This is a genomic window from Rathayibacter sp. AY1D9 (genome assembly GCF_002932395.1).
Lineage (GTDB): Bacteria > Actinomycetota > Actinomycetes > Actinomycetales > Microbacteriaceae > Rathayibacter.
The window spans coordinates 19465-37364 of sequence record NZ_PSVQ01000016.1 but is presented as its reverse complement, the minus strand read 5'-3'; the positions used below and the strand labels follow the sequence as shown (position 1 = coordinate 37364).

The following is a 17900-nucleotide window of genomic DNA, read 5'->3' as shown; positions in this document are numbered from 1 at the left end:
CAGCCCTTCCAGACAGGAGAGAACGATGACCTCGTCCGACACCACCACCACAGGCGCCCCCCGATCGAGCGGGCGCATCGGCCTCTGGCTGATCGGGGCCCGGGGCAGCGTCGCCACCACGGCCGCCGTGGGCCTGCACGCCATCGCCGCCGGAGCCGCGCCCAGCTCGGGCTGCGCCACCGCGACCCCCGCCTTCGAGGACGTCCCGCTCGCCGGGTTCGCCGACATCGTCATCGGCGGCCACGACGTCTCGCCGACCCCGCTGCTCGAGAAGGCCACGGGCCTCGCGGCCGGTGGCATGTTCCCGACCTCGGTCGTCGCCGAGGTGGCCGACCGGATCGACGCGACCGACGCCGAGATCCGCCTCGCCCCCGCCGACGCCGCGTCGCAGCAGGAGGAGATCGACCGCCGGGCCGCCGACATCGTCGCCTTCCGCGAGCGCCACGGCCTCGCCCGGGTCGTCGTGATCGACGTCGCCTCGACCGAGGTGCTGCCGGCCGACCGTCCCGAGTTCCACGACCTCGCCGCTCTGCGCGCCGCCCTGGCGCGTCCGGGCGAGCGCCTCCTGCCGCCGAGCTCGATCGCCGCCCTCTCGGCCGTCGTCGCGGGCGCGGCCTACGCCTGCTTCACTCCCTCGACCGCGCTGGCTCTGCCGGCCCTGGAGGAGTGGGCCGCCGAGGCCGGGATCCCGATCGCCGGCCAGGACGGCAAGACGGGGGAGACCCTGCTCCGCAGCGTGCTCGCGCCGATGTTCACGGCGCGCGGGATGCGCGTGCTCTCGTGGGCGGGCGCGAACCTCCTCGGCGGCGGCGACGGGCAGACCCTCGCCGACCCGGAGGCGGTGCGCTCGAAGCTCGTCTCGAAGAACCGCGGACTCCGCTCCCTCCTCGGCGACGACGTCGTCACTCCGCTCCACATCGACAACGTCCCGGACCTCGGCGACGTCAAGACCGCCTGGGACCACGTGCACGCGGAGGGCTTCCTCGGCTCGCGGATCACGGTGCAGACGATCTGGTCGGCGTACGACTCGGCCCTCGCGGCGCCGCTGATCCTCGACCTCGCCCGCCTGCTGGCGCTCGCGGACGAGGCCGGCGTCTCGGGCCCGGTCGGCGAGCTCGGCTTCTTCTTCAAGGACCCGTGGGGCAGCGACGTGCACGGCTTCGCCGAGCAGACCGCGGAGCTGGTGGCCTGGTCCGCCCGCACCGGCGCGCTCGTCGCCGAGCGCCGCACCCCGGTGACGAGCGGGACGCGGAGCGATGGCTGAGCTGCGCGACTACCTCGAGCTCGTCCGCGCGAAGGCCGCGCTGACCGTTATCGGCGACACCGTCGCGGGCGGAGCGTGGGCGGGCCGCGGAGTGGGAGCGCGCACGATCGCGCTCCCACTGTCCTCGGCGCTGCTCTACTCGGCGGGCATGGCGCTCAACGACTACGCGGACGCCGAGCTCGACGCCCGGGAGCGGCCGGAGCGGCCGATCCCCTCGGGGCGCATCCGGCGCTCGGCGGCGCTGGGCACGGCGGCCGCGCTGACCGCGGCGGGGATCGTCGTGGCGGCCGTCGTGGACGGGCGGCGCTCGCTCGCGCTCTCGCTGCCGCTCGCGGCCGGGATCTGGTCGTACGACCTTCTCGCGAAGCCGACTCCGCTGGGCCCGGTCGTGATGGCGGCCTGCCGCGGTCTCGACGTGCTGCTCGGCGCGGGCGTCGACGGCGTGCGCGCGGCGGCCCCCGCCTCCGCCGCCGTGGCCGCGCACACGCTCGGCGTCACCGTGCTCTCGCGCGGCGAGGTGCACGGCACCACCCCGGTCGCGGCGGGAGCGGTCTCGGCCGGCACCGCGGCGATCGCGCTGTCCACCGCGGCCGGCGCTCTGGCCGAGCGCCGGGCCGCCCCCGCCGCGGTCGTCGCCGCGGGCCTCGGGCGCTGGCTCCTGCTCGTGCTCACCGCGCAGCTGCAGGCCGTGCGGACGCCGACGGCCGCGGCCGCGCGGACGGCCACCCGCGCGGGCATCACCGGGATGATCCCGCTGCAGGCCGCGCTCGCCGGTCTGAAGCGTCCCGAGCTGGGGGCGGCGCTGCTCGCGCTCGACGCGCTCGGCTCCCTCCTGCTCCGCCGCCCGCGGACGGCGGACATCACATGAGCGCCACCGGACCCGTCCTCGGCTACGGCACCAACGGCTTCGCCGACCACACCCTCGACGACGCGCTCACGGTGATCCACGCCGCGGGGTACCGCGCCGTCGCGCTCACCCTCGGGCACCCGCACCTCGATCCCTTCGCAGCCGACTGGCGCGAGCGTACGCTGGCGCTCCGGTCGCGGCTCGACGAGCTGGGCCTGCGCGTGGTCGTCGAGACGGGCGCGCGGTACCTGCTCGACCCGTTCGCGAAGCACCGCCCCACGCTGGTCGACGAGGAGGCCGGCCCCCGGGTCCGCTTCCTCGAGCGCGCGATCGAGATCGCCGCGCTGCTGGGCGCCGACGCCGTCTCCCTCTGGTCGGGGGTCGTGCCAGCGGGCGCGGATGCGGCCGCGGCCTGGCGGCTGCTCGTCGAGCGGATGCGCGGCGTCGTCGCGACGGCCGAGCGCCACGGCGTGCGGCTGGCCGTCGAGCCCGAGCCGGGGATGCTGGTGGAGACGGTCGCCGACGCGCTGCTGCTGCGCCGCGAGCTCGGCGACCCGGAGTCGGTCGGGCTGACGGTCGACCTCGGCCACTGCGTCGTGGTGGAGCCGGACGGCGTGGTCGGAGCCCTCCGCAGCGCCGGGGACCTGCTGCTGAACGTGCAGGTCGACGACATGCTCCCGGAGCGGCACGAGCACCTCGAGCTCGGCACCGGATCGCTCGACCTCGCGGCCGCCTTCGCGACCCTCGCCGAGATCGGCTACCGCGGGATCGCCGCCGTCGAGCTGCCCCGGCACTCGCACGACGCGCCCCGCCTGGCCGTGGCGAGCCTCGCGGCGATGGAGGAGGCGCTCGGCGGCGCCTCCTCGCACGCCGAGCACCCGTGGACCGCGGCCGCCCGCTCCGCCGTCCTCGAGCGCCCGTCGCGGATCGAGCGCTTCTTCCCCGCCGCGGGCCGCGAGGCCGGACGCGAGCCGCTCCGGCCCGCCGAGGACCCGCACGGCCTCGTCCACGGCACGCACGACGACGCGGCCCGCGCCGCCCTGGTGCAGGCCGCCGCGCAGGCGCTCGGCGACGACGACCTGGCCGCTCTCCTCCTCCGCCTCTACCGGGGCGGGGACGGCGCCGAGCGCCGCGGAGTGCTGGCCGGGCTGAACGCCCTCGGCGACCCGGGACCGGCGACGACCCTCGCCGGCCTCGAGCTGACCGCCGACGCCCTGCGCGCCAACGACACCCGGCTCGTCGCCGCGGCGATGGGCTCCTTCGCCCGCCGCCACCTCGACGCGCACGCCTGGCGGCACGGGGTGCTCAAGCTCGTCTTCCTCGGCGTCCCGCTCGCAGCGGTCGCCGGGCTGGAGGAGCGCAGCGACGCCGAGCTGCGCGCGATGGCCGGCCGCTTCGCGGACGAGCGCCGCGCGGCCGGGCGCCCGCTCCCGGACGATCTGGCGGTGCTCCTGCCGAGCTGACCGCCCCCGAACGCCGCCCCGACCGCGGGGCACCACCACCGATGAGAAAGGCGCGACGATGCGCATCTTCGACCCGCACATCCACATGACCTCCCGCACCACCGACGACTACCAGGCGATGTTCGACGCCGGCGTCCGCGCGGTCGTCGAACCCTCCTTCTGGCTCGGACAGCCGCGCACGAACGTCGGCTCGTTCACGGACTACTTCGACGCCCTGATCGGCTGGGAGCGCTTCCGCGCCGCGCAGTTCGGCATCCGCCACCACTGCACCATCGGGCTCAACCCGAAGGAGGCGAACGACCCGCGCTGCCGGGCCGTCCTGCCCGAGCTCGACCGCTACCTCGCCAAGGACGGCGTCGTCGCGGTCGGCGAGACCGGCTACGACTCGCTCACCCCCGAGGAGGACCAGGTCTTCCGCCAGCAGCTCGAGCTCGCCGGCGAGCACGGCCTCCCCGCGATGGTGCACACCCCGCACCGCGACAAGGAGTCGGGCACCCGCCGCACCCTCGAGGTCGTCGCCGACTCGGGGCTCGAGCCCGGGCGGGTCCTCGTCGACCACCTCAACGAGGTCACCGTCGACGCGGTCCGCGACTCCGGCTGCTGGATGGGATTCTCCATCTACCCCGACACGAAGATGGACGAGACGCGCCTGGTGACGCTGGTCGAGCGGATCGGGCTGGACCGCGTGCTGGTCAACTCCGCCGCCGACTGGGGCCGCTCCGACCCGCTCACGACCGCGAAGACCGGCCGCCTCCTCCTCGTCGCCGGCTTCAGCGCGGGCGACGTGGACCGGCTGCTCTGGCAGAACCCGGTCGAGTTCTACGGGCAGAGCGGACGCCTGGACCTCTCGCCCGTCGCGGGCTTCGACGTGCAGGAGTCGGCCGGCCGCACCTTCGAGGGCAACTCCGTGCTCCGGGGCGCGCCGCGCGTGGCGGAGGTCGTGTGATGCACCTCTCCTACTGCACCAACGTCCATCCCGCCGAGGACCTGGCCGGAGTCGTCCGCCAGCTCGACGTCTACGCCGGACCCGCGCGCGTGGCCGCCGGGCTCGCCCTGGTCGGAGTCGGCCTGTGGATCCCGCGTGACCTCGCGGCCCGCCTGGTCGCCAGCGCCGAGGACCGCGCCGTCCTCCGCGCGGCCCTGCAGCGCAACGGCCTGGAGGTGCGCACGCTCAACGCGTTCCCGTACGCCGCGTTCCACGCCGAGGTCGTGAAGCTCGACGTCTACCGCCCCGACTGGACCACGCCGGAGCGCCTGCAGTACACGATCGACTGCGCGCGGATCCTGGCCGACCTGCTGCCCGCCGGCGCCGACGGCAGCATCTCGACGCTGCCGCTGGGCTGGCGCGAGGGCTGGGGACGGGAGCAGGACGAGGCCGCCTGCCGCAACCTCGCCCGGCTCGTCGAGGAGCTGCGCGACCTGCGCCGCTCCACCGGCCACGCGATCCGCCTGGCGATCGAGCCCGAGCCCGGCTGCATCCTCGACACCGTGGACGACGTCGTCGACTGGCTGCACCCGCGCATCGGAGTGGTCGACCCGGCGTACGTGGGCGTGTGCCTCGACACCTGCCACCTCGCCGTCTCCTTCGCCGACCCGGTCTCGGCCGTCCGCCGCATCCGCGACGCGGGCCTGCGCGTGGTCAAGGTGCAGGCCTCGGCCGCGCTCCACCTGGAGGACCCCTCGGGCCGCGCCGCGCTCACCCCGTTCGTCGAGAAGCGCTACCTGCACCAGACCCGCGAGAACGGGATCGACGGGGTGCTCCGCGTCGACGATCTGCCCGAGGCGCTGGACACGCTCCCCGGCACCGGCCCGTGGCGCGTGCACTTCCACGTGCCGCTGCACCACCGGCCGGAGGCGCCGCTCTCGGCCACCACGGCCGTCCTGGCGGAGGCGGTCTCGGCGGTCGACGCCGCCTGGCCGTACGACGAGATCCACCTCGACGTCGAGACCTACACCTGGTCGGTGCTCGCCGACGCCCCGAGCGACCTCTCGACGGGCATCGGCGCCGAGCTCGCCTGGGCGGCCGCGCACCTGCTCACGCCCGCCTCCCGAGAGGCGCTGCTGGCGCCCCTCCTCCCGCAGGCGGCGGCGCTGTGAGGCCCGTGCTGCTGCTCGACGTGGTCGGGCTGACCTCGACGGCGCTCGCCGACATGCCCCGCCTCTCGCGGCTGGCCCGCGGGGGCGGGCGCCTGCCGCTGGACACGGTCCTGCCCGCGGTCACCTGCAGCGTGCAGTCGACCATGCTCACCGGCACGATGCCCGCGCAGCACGGGATCGTCGGCAACGGCTGGTACTTCCGCGACCTCGGCGAGGTGCACCTGTGGCGCCAGCACAACCGCCTGGTCACGGGGGAGAAGGTCTGGGAGACCGCACGCCGGCTGAGCGGGGAGCCGTACCGCGCGGCCAACATCGGCTGGTGGTACGCGATGGGGGCGTCGACCGACGTCACCGTCACTCCGCGCCCGATCTACCACGCCGACGGCCGCAAGTCGCCGGACGCGTACGTGCGCCCGCCGGCGCTGCACGACGAGCTGGTCTCGCGCTTCGGCGCCTTCCCGCTGTTCCAGTACTGGGGGCCGACCGCGTCGCTCCGCTCGACCCAGTGGATGGTCGACGCGACCCGGCACGTGCTGGCGGGCGACGGCTCCGGCCCGCCCGAGCTGACCACGGCGTACCTGCCGCACCTCGACTACGACCTCCAGCGCTTCGGACCGGACTCGCCCGAGGCGCGCCGGGCCGCGTCGGAGCTCGACGTGGTGCTCGCTCCGCTGCTCGACGACGCGGAGGCGCTGGGCGCGTCGGTGATCGTGGTCGCCGAGTACGGGATCGCCGACGCCGACACCCCGGTCGACGTGAACCGGGCGCTCCGCCGCGAGGGCCTGCTCGAGGTCTACGTGCAGGACGGCCGGGAGCAGCTGGACCCGTGGACGTCGCGCGCGTTCGCCGTCGCCGACCACCAGGTCGCGCACGTCTACGTGCAGGACGCGGCGGACCTGCCGCGGGTGCGCTCGATCCTCGAGGGGCTCGACGGCGTCGACGAGGTGCTCGACCGGGAGGCGCAGGCCCGCTACGGCCTCGACCACGAGCGCTCGGGCGAGTTCGTCGTGGTCGCCCGGCCGGGGGCGTGGTTCACCTACTACTACTGGCTCGACGACGACCGCGCGCCCGACTTCGCCCGCGGCGTCGACATCCACCGCAAGCCCGGCTACGACCCGGCCGAGCTCTTCTTCGATCCGGCCGACCCGCTGGTGAAGGCGAAGGCGGCGGGCAACCTGGCCAAGAAGGCCCTGGGGCTGCGCTACGCGATGAACCTGGTGCCCCTGGACGCGTCGCTCGTGCGCGGCACGCACGGGAGGCTGCCGTCCTCGTCGGCGGACACTCCGCTCGTGCTGGCCTCGGACGCGGACCTGCTGCCGGCCGGAGCCGCGTCGCTCCCGGCCACCGCGGTTCGGGACCTGGTGCTCGCGGCGCACGGCCCGGCCCTCGCGAAGGAGGCGTCGGCGCTCGCGCGCTGAGGGAGGGGACGCCCGGCGGCCTGCGCTCGTGTACGGGCCGTCAGGCGTCGGGGGCTCAGCCGAGGTCGCCGCGGCCCGACGCGAGCTCAGGCGAGCTCGCCGCGGGCCGCAGCGGGCTTCGTCCGGGCCGCCGGGGGCTCAGCGCGGCACGAGCCCGGTGAGCCGCGCCGTCAGCCGCTCGACGGGGCCGGCACCGAGGAACCGCCACCACAGCACGGCGGCCGTGCACAAACCGAGCACGAGGGCGAGAGCGGCGAGCGGAGTGTCGGCGGAGTAGCCGAGGCCCGCCCGCGCGAGCGCCGCGACGAGAGCCACCTGCAGCACGTAGACCGAGAGCGCGAGCGTGCCGATCGCCCGGAGCGGCACCAGCAGCCGCTGGACAGCGGTGGAGCGCGACGTGGTCAGCAGCACCACCGCGACGTAGGCCAGGAGCACGAGCCCGAGGTCGTGCAGGGTGTCCGGGACGCTGCCGGAGGGCGACTCCACGCCGAGCAGGAGCGCGACCAGTGGCCGCACCGGGTACGCGACGACCGCGACCGCCGCGAGCACCGGCAGCAGCCGGTCGCGCTGCGCGCCGTGCCGCAGCAGCAGGGCTCCGAGGAGGAAGAAGGGGAGCAGGTTGGTCGCGCGGTAGCTCGGCCCGGTGAAGAGCCAGAGGGCGAGCGGAGAGCCGGATGCGGCGGCGGCGACCGCGGCGTTCGCGGGCCCGGCGGCGAGCGCGAGCGCGGCGGCCAGCGCGGCGATCGTCCGGGAGCGGAGGAGGAGCAGCGGCGTGCCGAGCACGAGCACGACGCCGAGGTACTGCAGCACGATCGCGATCCAGCTGCCCCAGGTCTCGAGCCAGACGCCGAGCGCCACGAGCACCGCGCTGCGGATCGCGTTCCGCAGCAGCACCCGCCCTGGCGAGGCACCGGGCCGCGCGAGCACCAGGGCCGCCGACATCCCCATCACCAGCGCGAACAGCGGCGACGCGAGATCGTTGACGTTCCACGCCAGGAACCCGACGACCCCCGTGCGGGCGCTCGGCACGAGCGGCATCGCGTGCGCGACGAGCATGGCCGCCACCGCCACTCCGCGCAGCACGTCGGGGGCGACCAGTCGGTCGTGCCGGAGTCGCGGAGCCGTCGCAGTCATCCCGCGAGAGTAGGCGCGGCCCCGCCGCCGCGCCCCGCGCGAGCGCACCTCGCGCCACCGGCCGTCCGCCGGGCCGTCGGCCGCGGCGCCGCCCGCCCCGCCGACGTGCGCTGCTGTCCGCTCCGCTCCGTCGGCCCGGGCCTCCGGCCGCTCGCTCCCAGCCGTCGCTGACCGGGCGCGGCGCCGCCCGCCCCCGCCCACGCGCGCTGCTGTCCGCTCCGCTCCGTCGGCCCGGCCTCCGGCCGCCCGCTCCGATCCGTCGCTGACGGCCCGTTCCGTCCCCCCGCACGGGCCGTTCGTGACGGATCGACGCCCGGCGCCCTCCGGCAGGCCCGCGCTCGCTCCGCATGCGGCGCCCAGGCGCGCCCGGCCCGCTCCGATCCGTCGCGGACGGCCCGTCCTGCGCTCCTCCGCGGGCCGTGAGCGACGGATCAGCGCCCGCGCGCGCCGCCGCCTCGCGCGGATCCCCGCCGCGATGCCCCATCCGTGCCCCCGGCCTGCTCCGATGCGTCACGAACGGCTCCTTCCGTCCTCCCGAAGCGACCGTTCGTGACCCTTCGACGCCCGCTCGTCCGCACGCGCGCTCGCGCCGCCGCCTCGCGCTGGGCGCCGGATGTCCCGGCCGTGCCCCCGGCCCGCTCCGATGCGTCGAGAACGGTCCCCTCCACCCGTCGGAAGCAACCGTTCGTGACCCCTCGACGCCCGCTCGTCCGCACGCGCGCCCGCGCCGCCGCCTCGCGCTCGGCGCCGCCGCGACGTCCCGGCCTGCTCCGATGCGTCACGAACGGCTCCTTCCGTCCTCCCGAAGCGACCGTTCGTGACCCCTCGGCGCCCGTTCGTCCGTACGCGCGCCCGCGCCGCCGCCTCGCGCTCGGCGCCGCCGCGACGTCCCGGCCTCGCATCGGCCTGCTCCGATGCGTCACGAACGGCTCCTTCCGTCCTCCCGAAGCGACCGTTCGTGACTCCTCGGCGCCCACCCGCCCGCGAGCGGCCCGCACTCGGCCCGCACCGAGCACGACCGGGCATGCTGGGCGGATGACCGACGCCGCCCCGTCCCCCGACCGCCCGCGCCGTGCCCGCAGCCAGCACGTGCTCACCGTGCTGCGGACCGAGCGCCTCACCGGCCACCTCGTCCGCGTGCACCTCGGCGGCGACGGGCTCGACGCGTTCCTCGCCGAGTCCGACCCCGAGCGCCTCGCCGCGACCGACCGCTACGTGAAGCTCCTGCTCCCGCCGCGCGGCTCCGACCTCCAGCCGCCCTTCGACCTCGACGCGCTCCGGGCGAGCGTCGCCCCCGAGCAGCTGCCCGTGCGCCGCACCTACACCGTCCGCTCGGTCGACCTCGAGCGGCGCTCGATCGCCGTCGACTTCGTCGTGCACGGCGACGAAGGGGTGGCGGGACCGTGGGCGCTCGCCGCGGCTCCCGGCGACCGGATCGCCCTCTCCGCGCCCGGCGGCGCCTGGTCGCCGAGCGCCGATCCCGAGGCCGTGCACCTGCTGCTCGGCGACGACTCCGCTCTGCCGGCGATCGCCTCCGCCCTCGAGGGGATGTCCGCGCACGCGCGCGGCCTGGTCCTGATCGAGGTCGACTCGGCCGCCGACGAGCTCGATCTTCCCGCTCCGGCCGGAGTGGAGGTGCGCTGGCTGCACCGCGGCGGTCTCGAGGCCGGCCGGGCGCTGGTCGCGGCCGTCCGGGCCGAGCCGAGGCCCGAGGGCGTGCTCGAGGTCTTCGCGCACGGCGAGCGCACCGCGATGAAGCAGCTGCGCGCCCTCCTGCAGGACGAGTGGGGCGTGGAGCGCCGGGCGCTCTCGCTCTCGGCCTACTGGGCTCTCGGCCGCGCCGAGGACCGCTTCCAGGCCGAGAAGCGCGAGCCGGTCGGCGCGATCTTCGCCGACTGACGCGGGAGCGCACTCCGTCCGCACACCTCCGGGAAGGGACCAGCCTCGGACCCACCTCTACTCCGGTCCCCACGACCGGACCGTCCGATGGCGGTCCGGCCCTGCGAGCCTCGCGCCCGCCGCCCCCGCCGTTCTGCGGGCTGCTCGACCGACACGATGAGGAGAGCCCCCGTGGGAGTGCTGATCTTCGGCGCCTGGCGGCGCCGGATCGAGTTCGAGGACCGGACGCTCGCGCACGTGCGGATCGCCGTGCGCGCGCGGATGGAGCAGGGACAGCCGTTCCGCTTGACCTGGAGGACGCTGCAGGAGTCGGAGCCGCGCTCGCACGCGATCCTCGTGCAGCCGAACGCGGTGCTGGAGTACCGATTCGATCGTCCCCGTCTGCACGCCGTGAACCGCCTCTGGCTGCGCGAGCTCCTCACCCCCGCGTCCGGGCGCGACATGGGCGTCGCCGCCGAGCCCGAGCAGGCGCCGCTCCTCGGTGACGACCGTCCGTCCCCGGTTCCCGAGGGAGGGCTCGCGGCCTAGTCGGAGCGGAGCCCCTCACTGCCGGGCGAGGCCGACCGGGAGCCCGCCCGCAAGGGCGGCGGCGGATCCGAAGATCAGCGCCCCCACCCCGCCGAGGGCGGTGGCGACGACGGTGTTCAGCACGGCTCCGACGAGCGCGAAGCCCAGCACGTTCGGCAGCGAGAGGATCGCGGCGAGGTGGACCTGATCGCCGACGACCTGCCCGAGGAGCGTGTCGGCCTGGGTGAAGAGGTCCGAGTGCACGAGCAGCGGATGGGCGACCAGGACGGCGACGAGGCCGAGCAGCGCGATCGCGAGGCCGAGCAGGAACGAGAGCTTCACGGCCGACCAGAAGTCGACGTGCACGAGCGCGAGGCGGAGCGGAGCCTGATCGCCGGCCGGCTTCCCGGAGCCGGTCATCGGGCGTCAGCGGCGCGCTGGTCGGCGGCGACGACGTCGGCGACGACGAGGGCTGAGGCGGCGGCGAGGGCGAGGGCGCGGTTCACGAAGGTCTCCTTGGGCGGGACGGGCGCCGGGAGCAGAGGCTCGGCGGCGTTCTGCCAGAGTCCCGGGCCGGAGGAGTCCGGTGCGTCGTCCGGGAGTCGCGTCCGGTGCGCCTCGGGGATGACCGCGCGTCCGCTGCTCCCTCCGACAGCCCGCCACCCGCCGAGGGCCCCTCCTCTCCGGCGTGCGGTCGATGCGGATCGCCGCCTGCCGCTCGCAGGACCTCCCCCGCGCGGTGGATCCTGCCCGGACACGGAGCGCCGCGCAGGACGCCGCGGCCACCGCCCCAGCGGGACTCCCGCCGACACGGATGTTGCATCGCCGCCGCAGCCGGACATGTACCTGTGACTCCGCGAAAGGGGAACCATGAGCATCCGCTCCCGAGACGACTTCTCCGAGCTGTACCGCGCCCACTTCGACGACCTGCTCCGCTTCGTCCGCCGCCGCGCTCCCGCCGCGACGGTCGACGACATCGTCGGCGAGACCTTCCTCGCCGCCTGGCGTCGCCGGCAGGACCTGCCGGAGAACGTGCGGCCCTGGCTGTTCGGCACCGCCCGGCACGCGATCCTCAACGCCGCCCGCGGCGAGAACCGCCGGCAGGCGCTGGCCGTGCGGATCGGGACCCTCGCCCCGGAGGAGCAGGCCGACCCGTCGGTCGGCGACCGCCTCGACCTGGAGAGCGCGTGGAAGCGGCTGCCCCTCGCCGAGCAGGAGGCTCTGGCCCTCCACGTGTGGGAGGACCTCCCGCAGGCCGAGGCGGCGCAGGTGCTCGGCTGCTCCCGGGCCGCCTACGCGATGCGGCTCACCCGCGCGAAGCGGCGGCTGGCGGCGCTGCTCGCCCCCCTCGACTCCACGCTCCTCTCCGGCACGGCAGAACGGACCCTCTCATGACCGACCAGCTCCTCGACCTGCTCCGCGCGCACGACGCCGAGCCCCGCACCCCTCTCTCCGCTGCCGAGGCCGCACGTCGGGACGCGCTCCTCGGCGAGATCCTGGTCAGCGAGGACGCGGCCGCTCCCCGTTTCTTCCGCCCCCGCGACTGGGCCGTCGCCGGCGCGGCGACCGTGCTCCTGGCCGCCGCAGCCGCAGCCGCGGTGATCGTCGTGGTCCCGGGTCTCATCCCCGGCACCGGCTCCGTCGGGCTGAACCGCGCGGTGCTCGCCTCCTGGACCGCGATCCCCGAGCGCCTCCTGCCGAGCTCCGAGCTCGGGCAGTCGGCGACGCAGTGGTGTGCGACGAACCTGCAGAGCCCCAACGGCGAGGCCGGGCCGGCGGAGGTCTCGCACCTCGACGCGCGCGGCGACGCCGCCTCGATGATCTACCGCTTCGACGACTCCCTCTACTACTGCCTCAGCGCCGGGAACGGCGCGGGGATGTGGGAGGTGGCGGACGCCGCACCGGCCGGCCCCCTCGCCGCGGACGCCGTCCAGCTCAGCTCGGCCGGCACCTTCGGAGAGGGGGACGCCGCTCTGATCTACGCGGTCGGCTTCGCGGGCGCGGACGTGGAATCGGTGGTGCTGAACGAGGCCGGCGTCGAGCCGGTCGTCGCGACCCTCGAGGGCGGCTCCTGGACCGCCTGGTGGCCCTCGTCCGACGGTCTCGCCGCCGGGCCCGCCGGCACGGTCACGATCACCACCCGGGACGGCTCGAGCCGCGAGGTCCCCGTCGACTCCCTCTACCGCCCGTGAGCGGGCCGCGGCACTCCCGTTCGGACGGGCCGGAGCGGGAGGGGACGGGTGCGCGCGTCCTGTCCACGCGCTTCACCGACGTCCACTACCTCGACGAGGGACCGGAGGACGGCACTCCGCTCGTGCTCGTGCACGGCTTCCCCGACGTCCCCGCCACCTGGGACGGCGTCCTGGAGCTGCTTTCCCCCGGGCTCCGGGTGGTGCGCCCCTTCCTGCGCACCCGCGCCTCCCGTGACGCGCTAGAGCGTCTGCGGCCGCGGACGGTCCGTGCCCACCCCGCGGACGCTCCTGCTGGAGGCCGCGAGGAGCGAGGCGACGAGGACGAGCGCGGCGCAGCCGAGCAGGGTGCGGTCGAGCCCGACGAGGTCGGCGAGCGGGCCCACGAGCGCCTCCCCGAGCGGCACGGCGAGGAAGGAGCCGACCATGTCGTAGGAGTAGACCCGGGCGAGCGCCTCGCGGGGGACGTGGGTCTGCAGCGTCTGGTCCCAGGCGATGGCGAAGATCTCGAGCGCGACTCCGCCGAGGGCGAAGGCGAGGAGGAGGGCGGGGAGCGCCGGGAGGATCCCGAGGGCGGCGACCGGGACGGCCGTCACCGCCATGAGGGCGACGCCCGCCCCCAGCGCCCGGCGGGGCCGCCAGCGCAGCGCGATCACGGCCCCGATCACCAGGCCGACGGTCTGCGCGGCGATCACGAGTCCCCATGCCGCTCGGCCGAAGGACCGGTCGGCGACGACCGGGCCGAGGACCGTGGTCGCGCCGACGAACGCGGCGTTGACGGCGGTGAACTGCGCCACGACGATCCACACCCAGCGCCGGCTCGTGAACTCCCGCCATCCCTCGCGGAGGTCGGCGAGGACGGAGGCGCCCGGGCCCGAGCGGACCGTCCGCGGCAGCCGCACACGGGAGTAGAGGACCGCGGCCAGGGCGAAGCCAGCGGCGTCGACCGCCAGCCCCCACCCGGGACCCACCAGTGCGACGAGCGCGGCTCCGCCCGAGGCGCCGACGATGCTCCCGGCGTTCAGGCCCAGGCGGAGCAGGGCGTTGGCCGGGCGGAGCTCGCCGACCGGCACCGTCTCGGGGACGAGGGCGGCCGCGGCGGGCAGGCTCATCGCCGCGACGGCGCCGTTGAGCACGCTGAGCACGACCAGGGCCGCGACGGTCGCCGTCCCCGTGATCACCGTCACGGCGACCGCGGCCTGAGTGGCTGCTGCCGCGAGCGAGGTGCCGACGAGGATCACGGAGCGGGGGAGCCGGTCGGCGAGGACGCCGCCGAGCAGCAGGACGGCGACGTTGGCGAGGGAGCGCGCGGCGACGACGAGTCCGAGGTCCGTCGGCGAGCCCGTCAGGTCCAGCACGGCGAAGGCCAGGGCGATCGGAGCGACGGCGTTGCCGAGGACGCCGGTCGTGCGGGCGGCGAGGAGCCAGCGGAAGGGGCCGTGCGCAAGAGGACCGTGCGCCAGCGGCCCGCGCCCGTCGCGGGTCACGGCCGGCGGAGCGGGAACATCGCGGTCGTCATCGACACCGGCGCGGTCCCGGGGGTCCTCGGCGGCCGGGCCGCCGCGTGCAGCAGCGCGGACGCCTCCCCGACGTGCCGCACGACCCGCCGCCAGACCTCGGGGTCGACCCAGAGCTCCGCGTCCGTCGAGAGCTGAGGACCGTCCGCCCGGCTCGACGAGCGCCGCCGGAGCTCCTCGATCAGGGCCTCGAGGTGCAGGTCCCGCTCCTCCTCCGGCCCTGCGTCCACGGACGCGGTCACGTCGAAGGGCCTTCCGGAGGCCTCGTGCCGGTACCTCTTCGCCTCGCCGCCCCGCAGGCGCACGGTCTCGACGACGGCCACGAGCCCGGCGCGCTCCAGCACGCGGAAGTGGTAGCTCGCCGTCGCCTGCGACAGCTGCAGCTCGCGGGCGGCCTCCGCGGCGCTCATCGCCGCTCCCGTCACCAGGGACAGCAGGCGGAGGCGGATCGGATGCGCGGTGGCGCGCAGCTCGTCGAGAGAGGACATGCGGCCATGGTGACCGGCGGCTCCCGCACCGTCAAACAGGGCTTTGGGGGTGGGGCGGCGCTCACCGAGCCGCTCCGGTGCACATCGGGCGGCGCTCGCCGGGCCGCTCTGACGAGCGATCCGGAGGGCCCACCGCTCTCCCCAGCGATCAGGGAGCGGGGCCCGGAGTCGTCCTCCGGGCCCCGTCGCTCAGACCTGGGCGGTGCCGCTGTCCTCGACCGGGCCGGACGCGTCCGACTCCTCGGTGATCTCGGTGTCGGTCTCGTCGGCGCGGTCGCGGAGCGCGTCGGCCATCGCGCCGGCGCCCTCGGCTCCGTGGTCGTGCTCGACCTGGTCGATCAGGCCGCCGAGCTTCTCGTCGTTGCTGGCGTCCTCGGCTCCGTCCATCACGGGGCTGTTCTGCTCGTTGTCGCTCATGGCGCTCCTCCTGGGTCGACCGGCCTCTGCGCCGGTGGTCCGACGCTACGCGCGCGGCCCGTGCGGTGCAGGTGATCGACGGGAATCGGCCGGTCCGCTATCGGGGTGCCGAGCGACGTTCCCGGTCATCCCCGAGTCGAGCGGATATCGCTCTCCACCCTCCGGAGAAGTGAGCGGATATCGCCTGTCGAATGAGCCCCTATCGCTTTCCGGCGAGGTGAACAGTTCTCTCAGGGAAGTGCCCCTCGGAGACCCTCCCTGCTATGATCGGGCGACTTCTGCACCAGGGACCGGGGGGTCGTTCTCGGCGGACGATCGATCATCCACACGCCTGTTATCTCGATCATCACCAGTGAAGGCGCGTATGGCTTCGTATCTCTTCGTCTGCTCCGGCGGCGGGCATCTCAAGGAGATGTTCGCGCTCTCGGGGCTCCTCGGAGTCGACCCGGAGGAGCAGCACTGGGCGACCGTCGACAGCGCCCTCAGCCGCACCCTCCTCGCCGACCGGCGCGTGACCCACCTCGCCGATCCGCCGCCCCGCGCCGTGGTGCCGGTGCTCCGCAACGCGATGATCGGCCGCTCCCTGCTGGCCCGCGGGTCCTTCGACGCCGTCTTCAGCACCGGCGCCAGCCCCGCCCTCTCCTTCCTGCCGCTCGCGGCCTCGCGCGGCATCCCCGCGCACTACATCGAGAGCGCCGCCCGCGTGCTCGGCCCGTCGATGACCGGTCGGATCCTCGCCCGGGTCCCCGCCGTCTCGACCTACACCCAGTACCGCTCCTGGGCCGACGACCGCTGGAGCTTCGGCGGCTCGATCTTCGACACCTACCGCGTCGAGGACGTCGTCCCGCAGCCGATCCGCCGCGCCGTGGTCTCGGTCGGCACGCAGGACGGCTACCCGTTCCCCCGCTTCTTCGCCGCGCTCGCGCCGCTGCTCGAGGGCGTGGAGGTGCTCTGGCAGACCGGAGCGAACGACGTCTCCGGGCTCGGGATCGACGGCCGCCACTCCGTGCCGCACGACGAGCTCAACGCCGCGATGAAGGCGGCCGACGTCGTCATCGCGCACGGGGGAGTGGGCACCGCGCTCAGTGCCATCGAGCAGGGCCGGGTGCCGATCCTGGTCCCGCGCCGCGCCTCGTTCGGCGAGCACGTCGACGACCACCAGGTGCAGATCGCCACCCGCCTGGCCGACTCCGGCCTCGCGGTCACCGTCGACATCGAGGGCCTCTCCCGCGAGACGCTCGAACTCGCCGCGGCGAGGCGGGTCGTCTCCGCCGATTCCGCCGTGCCCTTCGTGGTGCACGAGACGGCCGAGAAGTCCTCAGGCCTCTCCCGCCGTCTCTTCCCCTCCTCCCGCTGATCCCCGCCCGAGCGACCAGACGTGATGAGAACGACATCCACGCGTCATCCGCGGCCCGTACACTCTCGAATGGGTTGGGGGGCCGGACGTCACTTCATGTGCGTCGAATTCGGAATGGTCGGCCGACTCGACACTGATGGCGAAAGCTCCGAAGGATTCTCGATATGACTGACACCCCGCGCGGCCTCTCGCGCCGCCTCCTGCTCGCCGCCTCCGCTGTCGGAGCCGCCGCGACCGCCTCCGCGCTGGTGGCGACCCCGGCGCTCGCTGCGCCGAACTACAGCGTGATCCCGAGGCTCCCGGGCGAGGTCTCGCGCCTCGACACCAAGTTCTCGAAGAGCGGCAACAAGCCCTACGAGATCATCGATGTGAAGATCGGCAGCGACTCCACCCGCCTCTTCGTCCCGCACTCGGCGAAGCCGAAATCAGGCTCCTCGGTGCCGGTCGCCTGGTTCTACCACGCCAGCGGCAGCAGCTTCAGGGCCCTCGACAAGGCCTACTTCTACTCGGCCGATCCGCTCGTCGACCTGGGCTTCGTCAGCATCTGCCCGGACTTCGGCGGCCCGAGCAACTACACCAACCCCACGGCGCTCGCCGTGCAGACGGCCGCCACAGCCTGGGTGCAGAGCCTCTGGAACGTCCGCGGGAGCTTCCTCCGCTCGAACTCCGGCGGCGGCGCGATGATGTGCTGGGCCTACGCGAAGAAGATGGTGCCGAACATCTACGGGGCCTACCACGCCAGCAGCGTCTTCGACGTCGAGGACCTCGCGGCGCGCGACGACAGCCAGCCGAACCGCGTCCTCGCGGTGTACGGCGGAGACCGGGCGCTGATGCGCGCGACCAACCCCGCCCGGCTGCCGCAGTCCGCCTGGCAGGGCATGCGTCTGCGCGTCAGCGCCGGCACGGCCGACCAGCTCGCTCCTGCCGAGCTGCACGGCGGACGCCTCCGCCGCCTCGCGCTCCCCGTCGCCAAGGAGGCGACGATCGCCTACCACAACAGCGCCGGCTACGAGGGCGGCCATGTCGTACCGGAGTTCACCAACAAGGACTCGGTCGCGACCTTCCGCCGCTGGCTTCAGGAGGGCCCCGCCTGATCCGCGGCAGGACCGACGCGACCCCTCCTCCCCGGGGGTCGGCGCCAGGGTCGAGCAGTGGAGGAGGAGGGCACGGCATCGCAGGCGTCCCAGCCGCCGAGAGGCGGCTCGCGAGGGCATCGCGATCCTCATCGAGGCCGACGGGACCACTCCCGTGAGCGCCGCACCGCCCGCCCCCTCCTCCACCACTCCGCTCCGACGCCAGAAGG

17 protein-coding genes are annotated in these 17900 nt (G+C 75.0%); 12 read left to right on the top strand and 5 right to left on the bottom strand.

The features are described 5' to 3' along the window. Positions 1–25: 25 nt before the first annotated feature. From C5C50_RS08710 to C5C50_RS08685, 6 genes are read left to right on the top strand one after another with little or no spacing between them, the layout of a single operon-like run. Positions 26–1264 carry an inositol-3-phosphate synthase gene (locus C5C50_RS08710; protein WP_104222464.1) on the top strand — a complete coding sequence of 413 codons (1239 nt, stop codon included), beginning with the start codon at positions 26–28 and terminating at the stop codon, positions 1262–1264. Next, on the top strand, positions 1257–2132 hold the full coding sequence (locus tag C5C50_RS08705) for an SCO3242 family prenyltransferase (RefSeq protein ID WP_219814090.1): 876 nt from the start codon (positions 1257–1259) through the stop codon (positions 2130–2132). The genes C5C50_RS08710 and C5C50_RS08705 overlap by 8 nt, the downstream gene beginning before the upstream one ends. Continuing rightward, positions 2129–3574, top strand: coding sequence for an EboA domain-containing protein (locus tag C5C50_RS17280; protein ID WP_104222465.1), 1446 nt, complete (start codon positions 2129–2131; stop codon positions 3572–3574). The genes C5C50_RS08705 and C5C50_RS17280 overlap by 4 nt, the downstream gene beginning before the upstream one ends. Before the next feature lie 58 nt (positions 3575–3632). Then, positions 3633–4520, top strand: coding sequence for a TatD family hydrolase (locus C5C50_RS08695; RefSeq protein ID WP_104222466.1), 888 nt, complete (start codon positions 3633–3635; stop codon positions 4518–4520). Further along, positions 4520–5671 (top strand): metabolite traffic protein EboE, encoded by a 1152-nt coding sequence (gene eboE / locus C5C50_RS08690; RefSeq protein WP_104222467.1) that lies wholly within the window; start codon positions 4520–4522, stop codon positions 5669–5671. Before C5C50_RS08695 ends, eboE begins: the two co-directional genes overlap by 1 nt. Continuing rightward, positions 5668–7089, top strand: a complete 1422-nt coding sequence (locus tag C5C50_RS08685) for an alkaline phosphatase family protein (protein WP_104273272.1) — start codon at positions 5668–5670, stop codon at positions 7087–7089. The genes eboE and C5C50_RS08685 overlap by 4 nt, the downstream gene beginning before the upstream one ends. A gap of 138 nt (positions 7090–7227) precedes the next feature. On the opposite strand, the gene C5C50_RS08680 is transcribed toward C5C50_RS08685, so the two are convergent. Then, entirely contained in the window at positions 7228–8223 is a 996-nt protein-coding gene (locus C5C50_RS08680) for a DUF418 domain-containing protein (protein WP_146085877.1), read from the bottom strand. A gap of 1035 nt (positions 8224–9258) precedes the next feature. Here C5C50_RS08680 and C5C50_RS08675 point away from each other — a divergent pair. Together C5C50_RS08675 and C5C50_RS08670 are read left to right on the top strand one after the other, a co-directional pair. After that, the gene (locus tag C5C50_RS08675) at positions 9259–10122 is read left to right on the top strand and encodes a siderophore-interacting protein (protein ID WP_104273270.1); all 864 of its coding nucleotides are present in this window, start codon (positions 9259–9261) and stop codon (positions 10120–10122) included. 171 nt (positions 10123–10293) lie between these two features. Further along, complete coding sequence (locus tag C5C50_RS08670; RefSeq protein WP_104273269.1) at positions 10294–10650, top strand: hypothetical protein; 357 nt, start codon at positions 10294–10296, stop codon at positions 10648–10650. Positions 10651–10665: 15 nt separating this feature from the next. Here C5C50_RS08670 and C5C50_RS08665 read toward each other — a convergent pair whose 3' ends face one another. Further along, positions 10666–11049 (bottom strand): DUF3566 domain-containing protein, encoded by a 384-nt coding sequence (locus C5C50_RS08665; RefSeq protein ID WP_104273268.1) that lies wholly within the window; start codon positions 11047–11049, stop codon positions 10666–10668. Between the two features lie 450 nt (positions 11050–11499). Between C5C50_RS08665 and C5C50_RS08660 the strand changes: the two genes are divergently transcribed. Both C5C50_RS08660 and C5C50_RS08655 read left to right on the top strand, forming a co-directional pair. Next, a complete protein-coding gene (locus tag C5C50_RS08660; protein WP_104263229.1) occupies positions 11500–12024 on the top strand; it encodes an RNA polymerase sigma factor in 525 nt (174 codons plus the stop codon). Continuing rightward, positions 12021–12821: a hypothetical protein gene (locus C5C50_RS08655; protein ID WP_104269485.1), complete on the top strand. Its 801-nt coding sequence runs from the start codon at positions 12021–12023 to the stop codon at positions 12819–12821. Before C5C50_RS08660 ends, C5C50_RS08655 begins: the two co-directional genes overlap by 4 nt. A 239-nt stretch (positions 12822–13060) precedes the next feature. Here the strand turns inward: C5C50_RS08655 and C5C50_RS08650 are convergent, their stop codons facing one another. The 3 genes from C5C50_RS08650 to C5C50_RS08640 all read right to left on the bottom strand — a co-directional run bounded on the left by C5C50_RS08650 (position 13061) and on the right by C5C50_RS08640 (position 15240). Beyond that, a complete protein-coding gene (locus tag C5C50_RS08650) occupies positions 13061–14305 on the bottom strand; it encodes an MFS transporter (RefSeq protein ID WP_258067712.1) in 1245 nt (414 codons plus the stop codon). After that, on the bottom strand, positions 14302–14823 hold the full coding sequence (locus C5C50_RS08645; protein WP_104222473.1) for a helix-turn-helix domain-containing protein: 522 nt from the start codon (positions 14821–14823) through the stop codon (positions 14302–14304). The genes C5C50_RS08650 and C5C50_RS08645 overlap by 4 nt, the downstream gene beginning before the upstream one ends. A 189-nt stretch (positions 14824–15012) precedes the next feature. Beyond that, positions 15013–15240, bottom strand: a complete 228-nt coding sequence (locus C5C50_RS08640; protein WP_104222474.1) for a hypothetical protein — start codon at positions 15238–15240, stop codon at positions 15013–15015. A 364-nt stretch (positions 15241–15604) separates the two neighbouring features. On the opposite strand from C5C50_RS08640, the gene C5C50_RS08635 reads away from it, so the two are divergent. After that, positions 15605–16597 carry a glycosyltransferase gene (locus C5C50_RS08635; RefSeq protein ID WP_104260670.1) on the top strand — a complete coding sequence of 331 codons (993 nt, stop codon included), beginning with the start codon at positions 15605–15607 and terminating at the stop codon, positions 16595–16597. Positions 16598–16761: 164 nt separating this feature from the next. Beyond that, complete coding sequence (locus C5C50_RS08630; protein WP_104273266.1) at positions 16762–17691, top strand: S9 family peptidase; 930 nt, start codon at positions 16762–16764, stop codon at positions 17689–17691. The last annotated feature ends 209 nt before the right edge of the window (positions 17692–17900 follow it).

Excerpts from the sequence above, each read along its gene's own strand:
- C5C50_RS08645 (WP_104222473.1), bottom strand. The coding sequence starts at position 14,823 with ATGTCCTCTCTCGACGAGCTGCGCGCCACCGCGCATCCGATCCGCCTC.
- C5C50_RS08655 (WP_104269485.1), top strand. The coding sequence starts at position 12,021 with ATGACCGACCAGCTCCTCGACCTGCTCCGCGCGCACGACGCCGAGCCC.
- C5C50_RS08665 (WP_104273268.1), bottom strand. The coding sequence starts at position 11,049 with ATGACCGGCTCCGGGAAGCCGGCCGGCGATCAGGCTCCGCTCCGCCTC.
- C5C50_RS08680 (WP_146085877.1), bottom strand. The coding sequence starts at position 8,223 with ATGACTGCGACGGCTCCGCGACTCCGGCACGACCGACTGGTCGCCCCC.
- eboE (WP_104222467.1), top strand. The coding sequence starts at position 4,520 with ATGCACCTCTCCTACTGCACCAACGTCCATCCCGCCGAGGACCTGGCC.
- C5C50_RS08675 (WP_104273270.1), top strand. The coding sequence starts at position 9,259 with ATGACCGACGCCGCCCCGTCCCCCGACCGCCCGCGCCGTGCCCGCAGC.
- C5C50_RS08635 (WP_104260670.1), top strand. The coding sequence starts at position 15,605 with ATGGCTTCGTATCTCTTCGTCTGCTCCGGCGGCGGGCATCTCAAGGAG.
- C5C50_RS08695 (WP_104222466.1), top strand. The coding sequence starts at position 3,633 with ATGCGCATCTTCGACCCGCACATCCACATGACCTCCCGCACCACCGAC.
- C5C50_RS08710 (WP_104222464.1), top strand. The coding sequence starts at position 26 with ATGACCTCGTCCGACACCACCACCACAGGCGCCCCCCGATCGAGCGGG.
- C5C50_RS08660 (WP_104263229.1), top strand. The coding sequence starts at position 11,500 with ATGAGCATCCGCTCCCGAGACGACTTCTCCGAGCTGTACCGCGCCCAC.
- C5C50_RS17280 (WP_104222465.1), top strand. The coding sequence starts at position 2,129 with ATGAGCGCCACCGGACCCGTCCTCGGCTACGGCACCAACGGCTTCGCC.
- C5C50_RS08705 (WP_219814090.1), top strand. The coding sequence starts at position 1,257 with ATGGCTGAGCTGCGCGACTACCTCGAGCTCGTCCGCGCGAAGGCCGCG.
- C5C50_RS08640 (WP_104222474.1), bottom strand. The coding sequence starts at position 15,240 with ATGAGCGACAACGAGCAGAACAGCCCCGTGATGGACGGAGCCGAGGAC.
- C5C50_RS08630 (WP_104273266.1), top strand. The coding sequence starts at position 16,762 with ATGACTGACACCCCGCGCGGCCTCTCGCGCCGCCTCCTGCTCGCCGCC.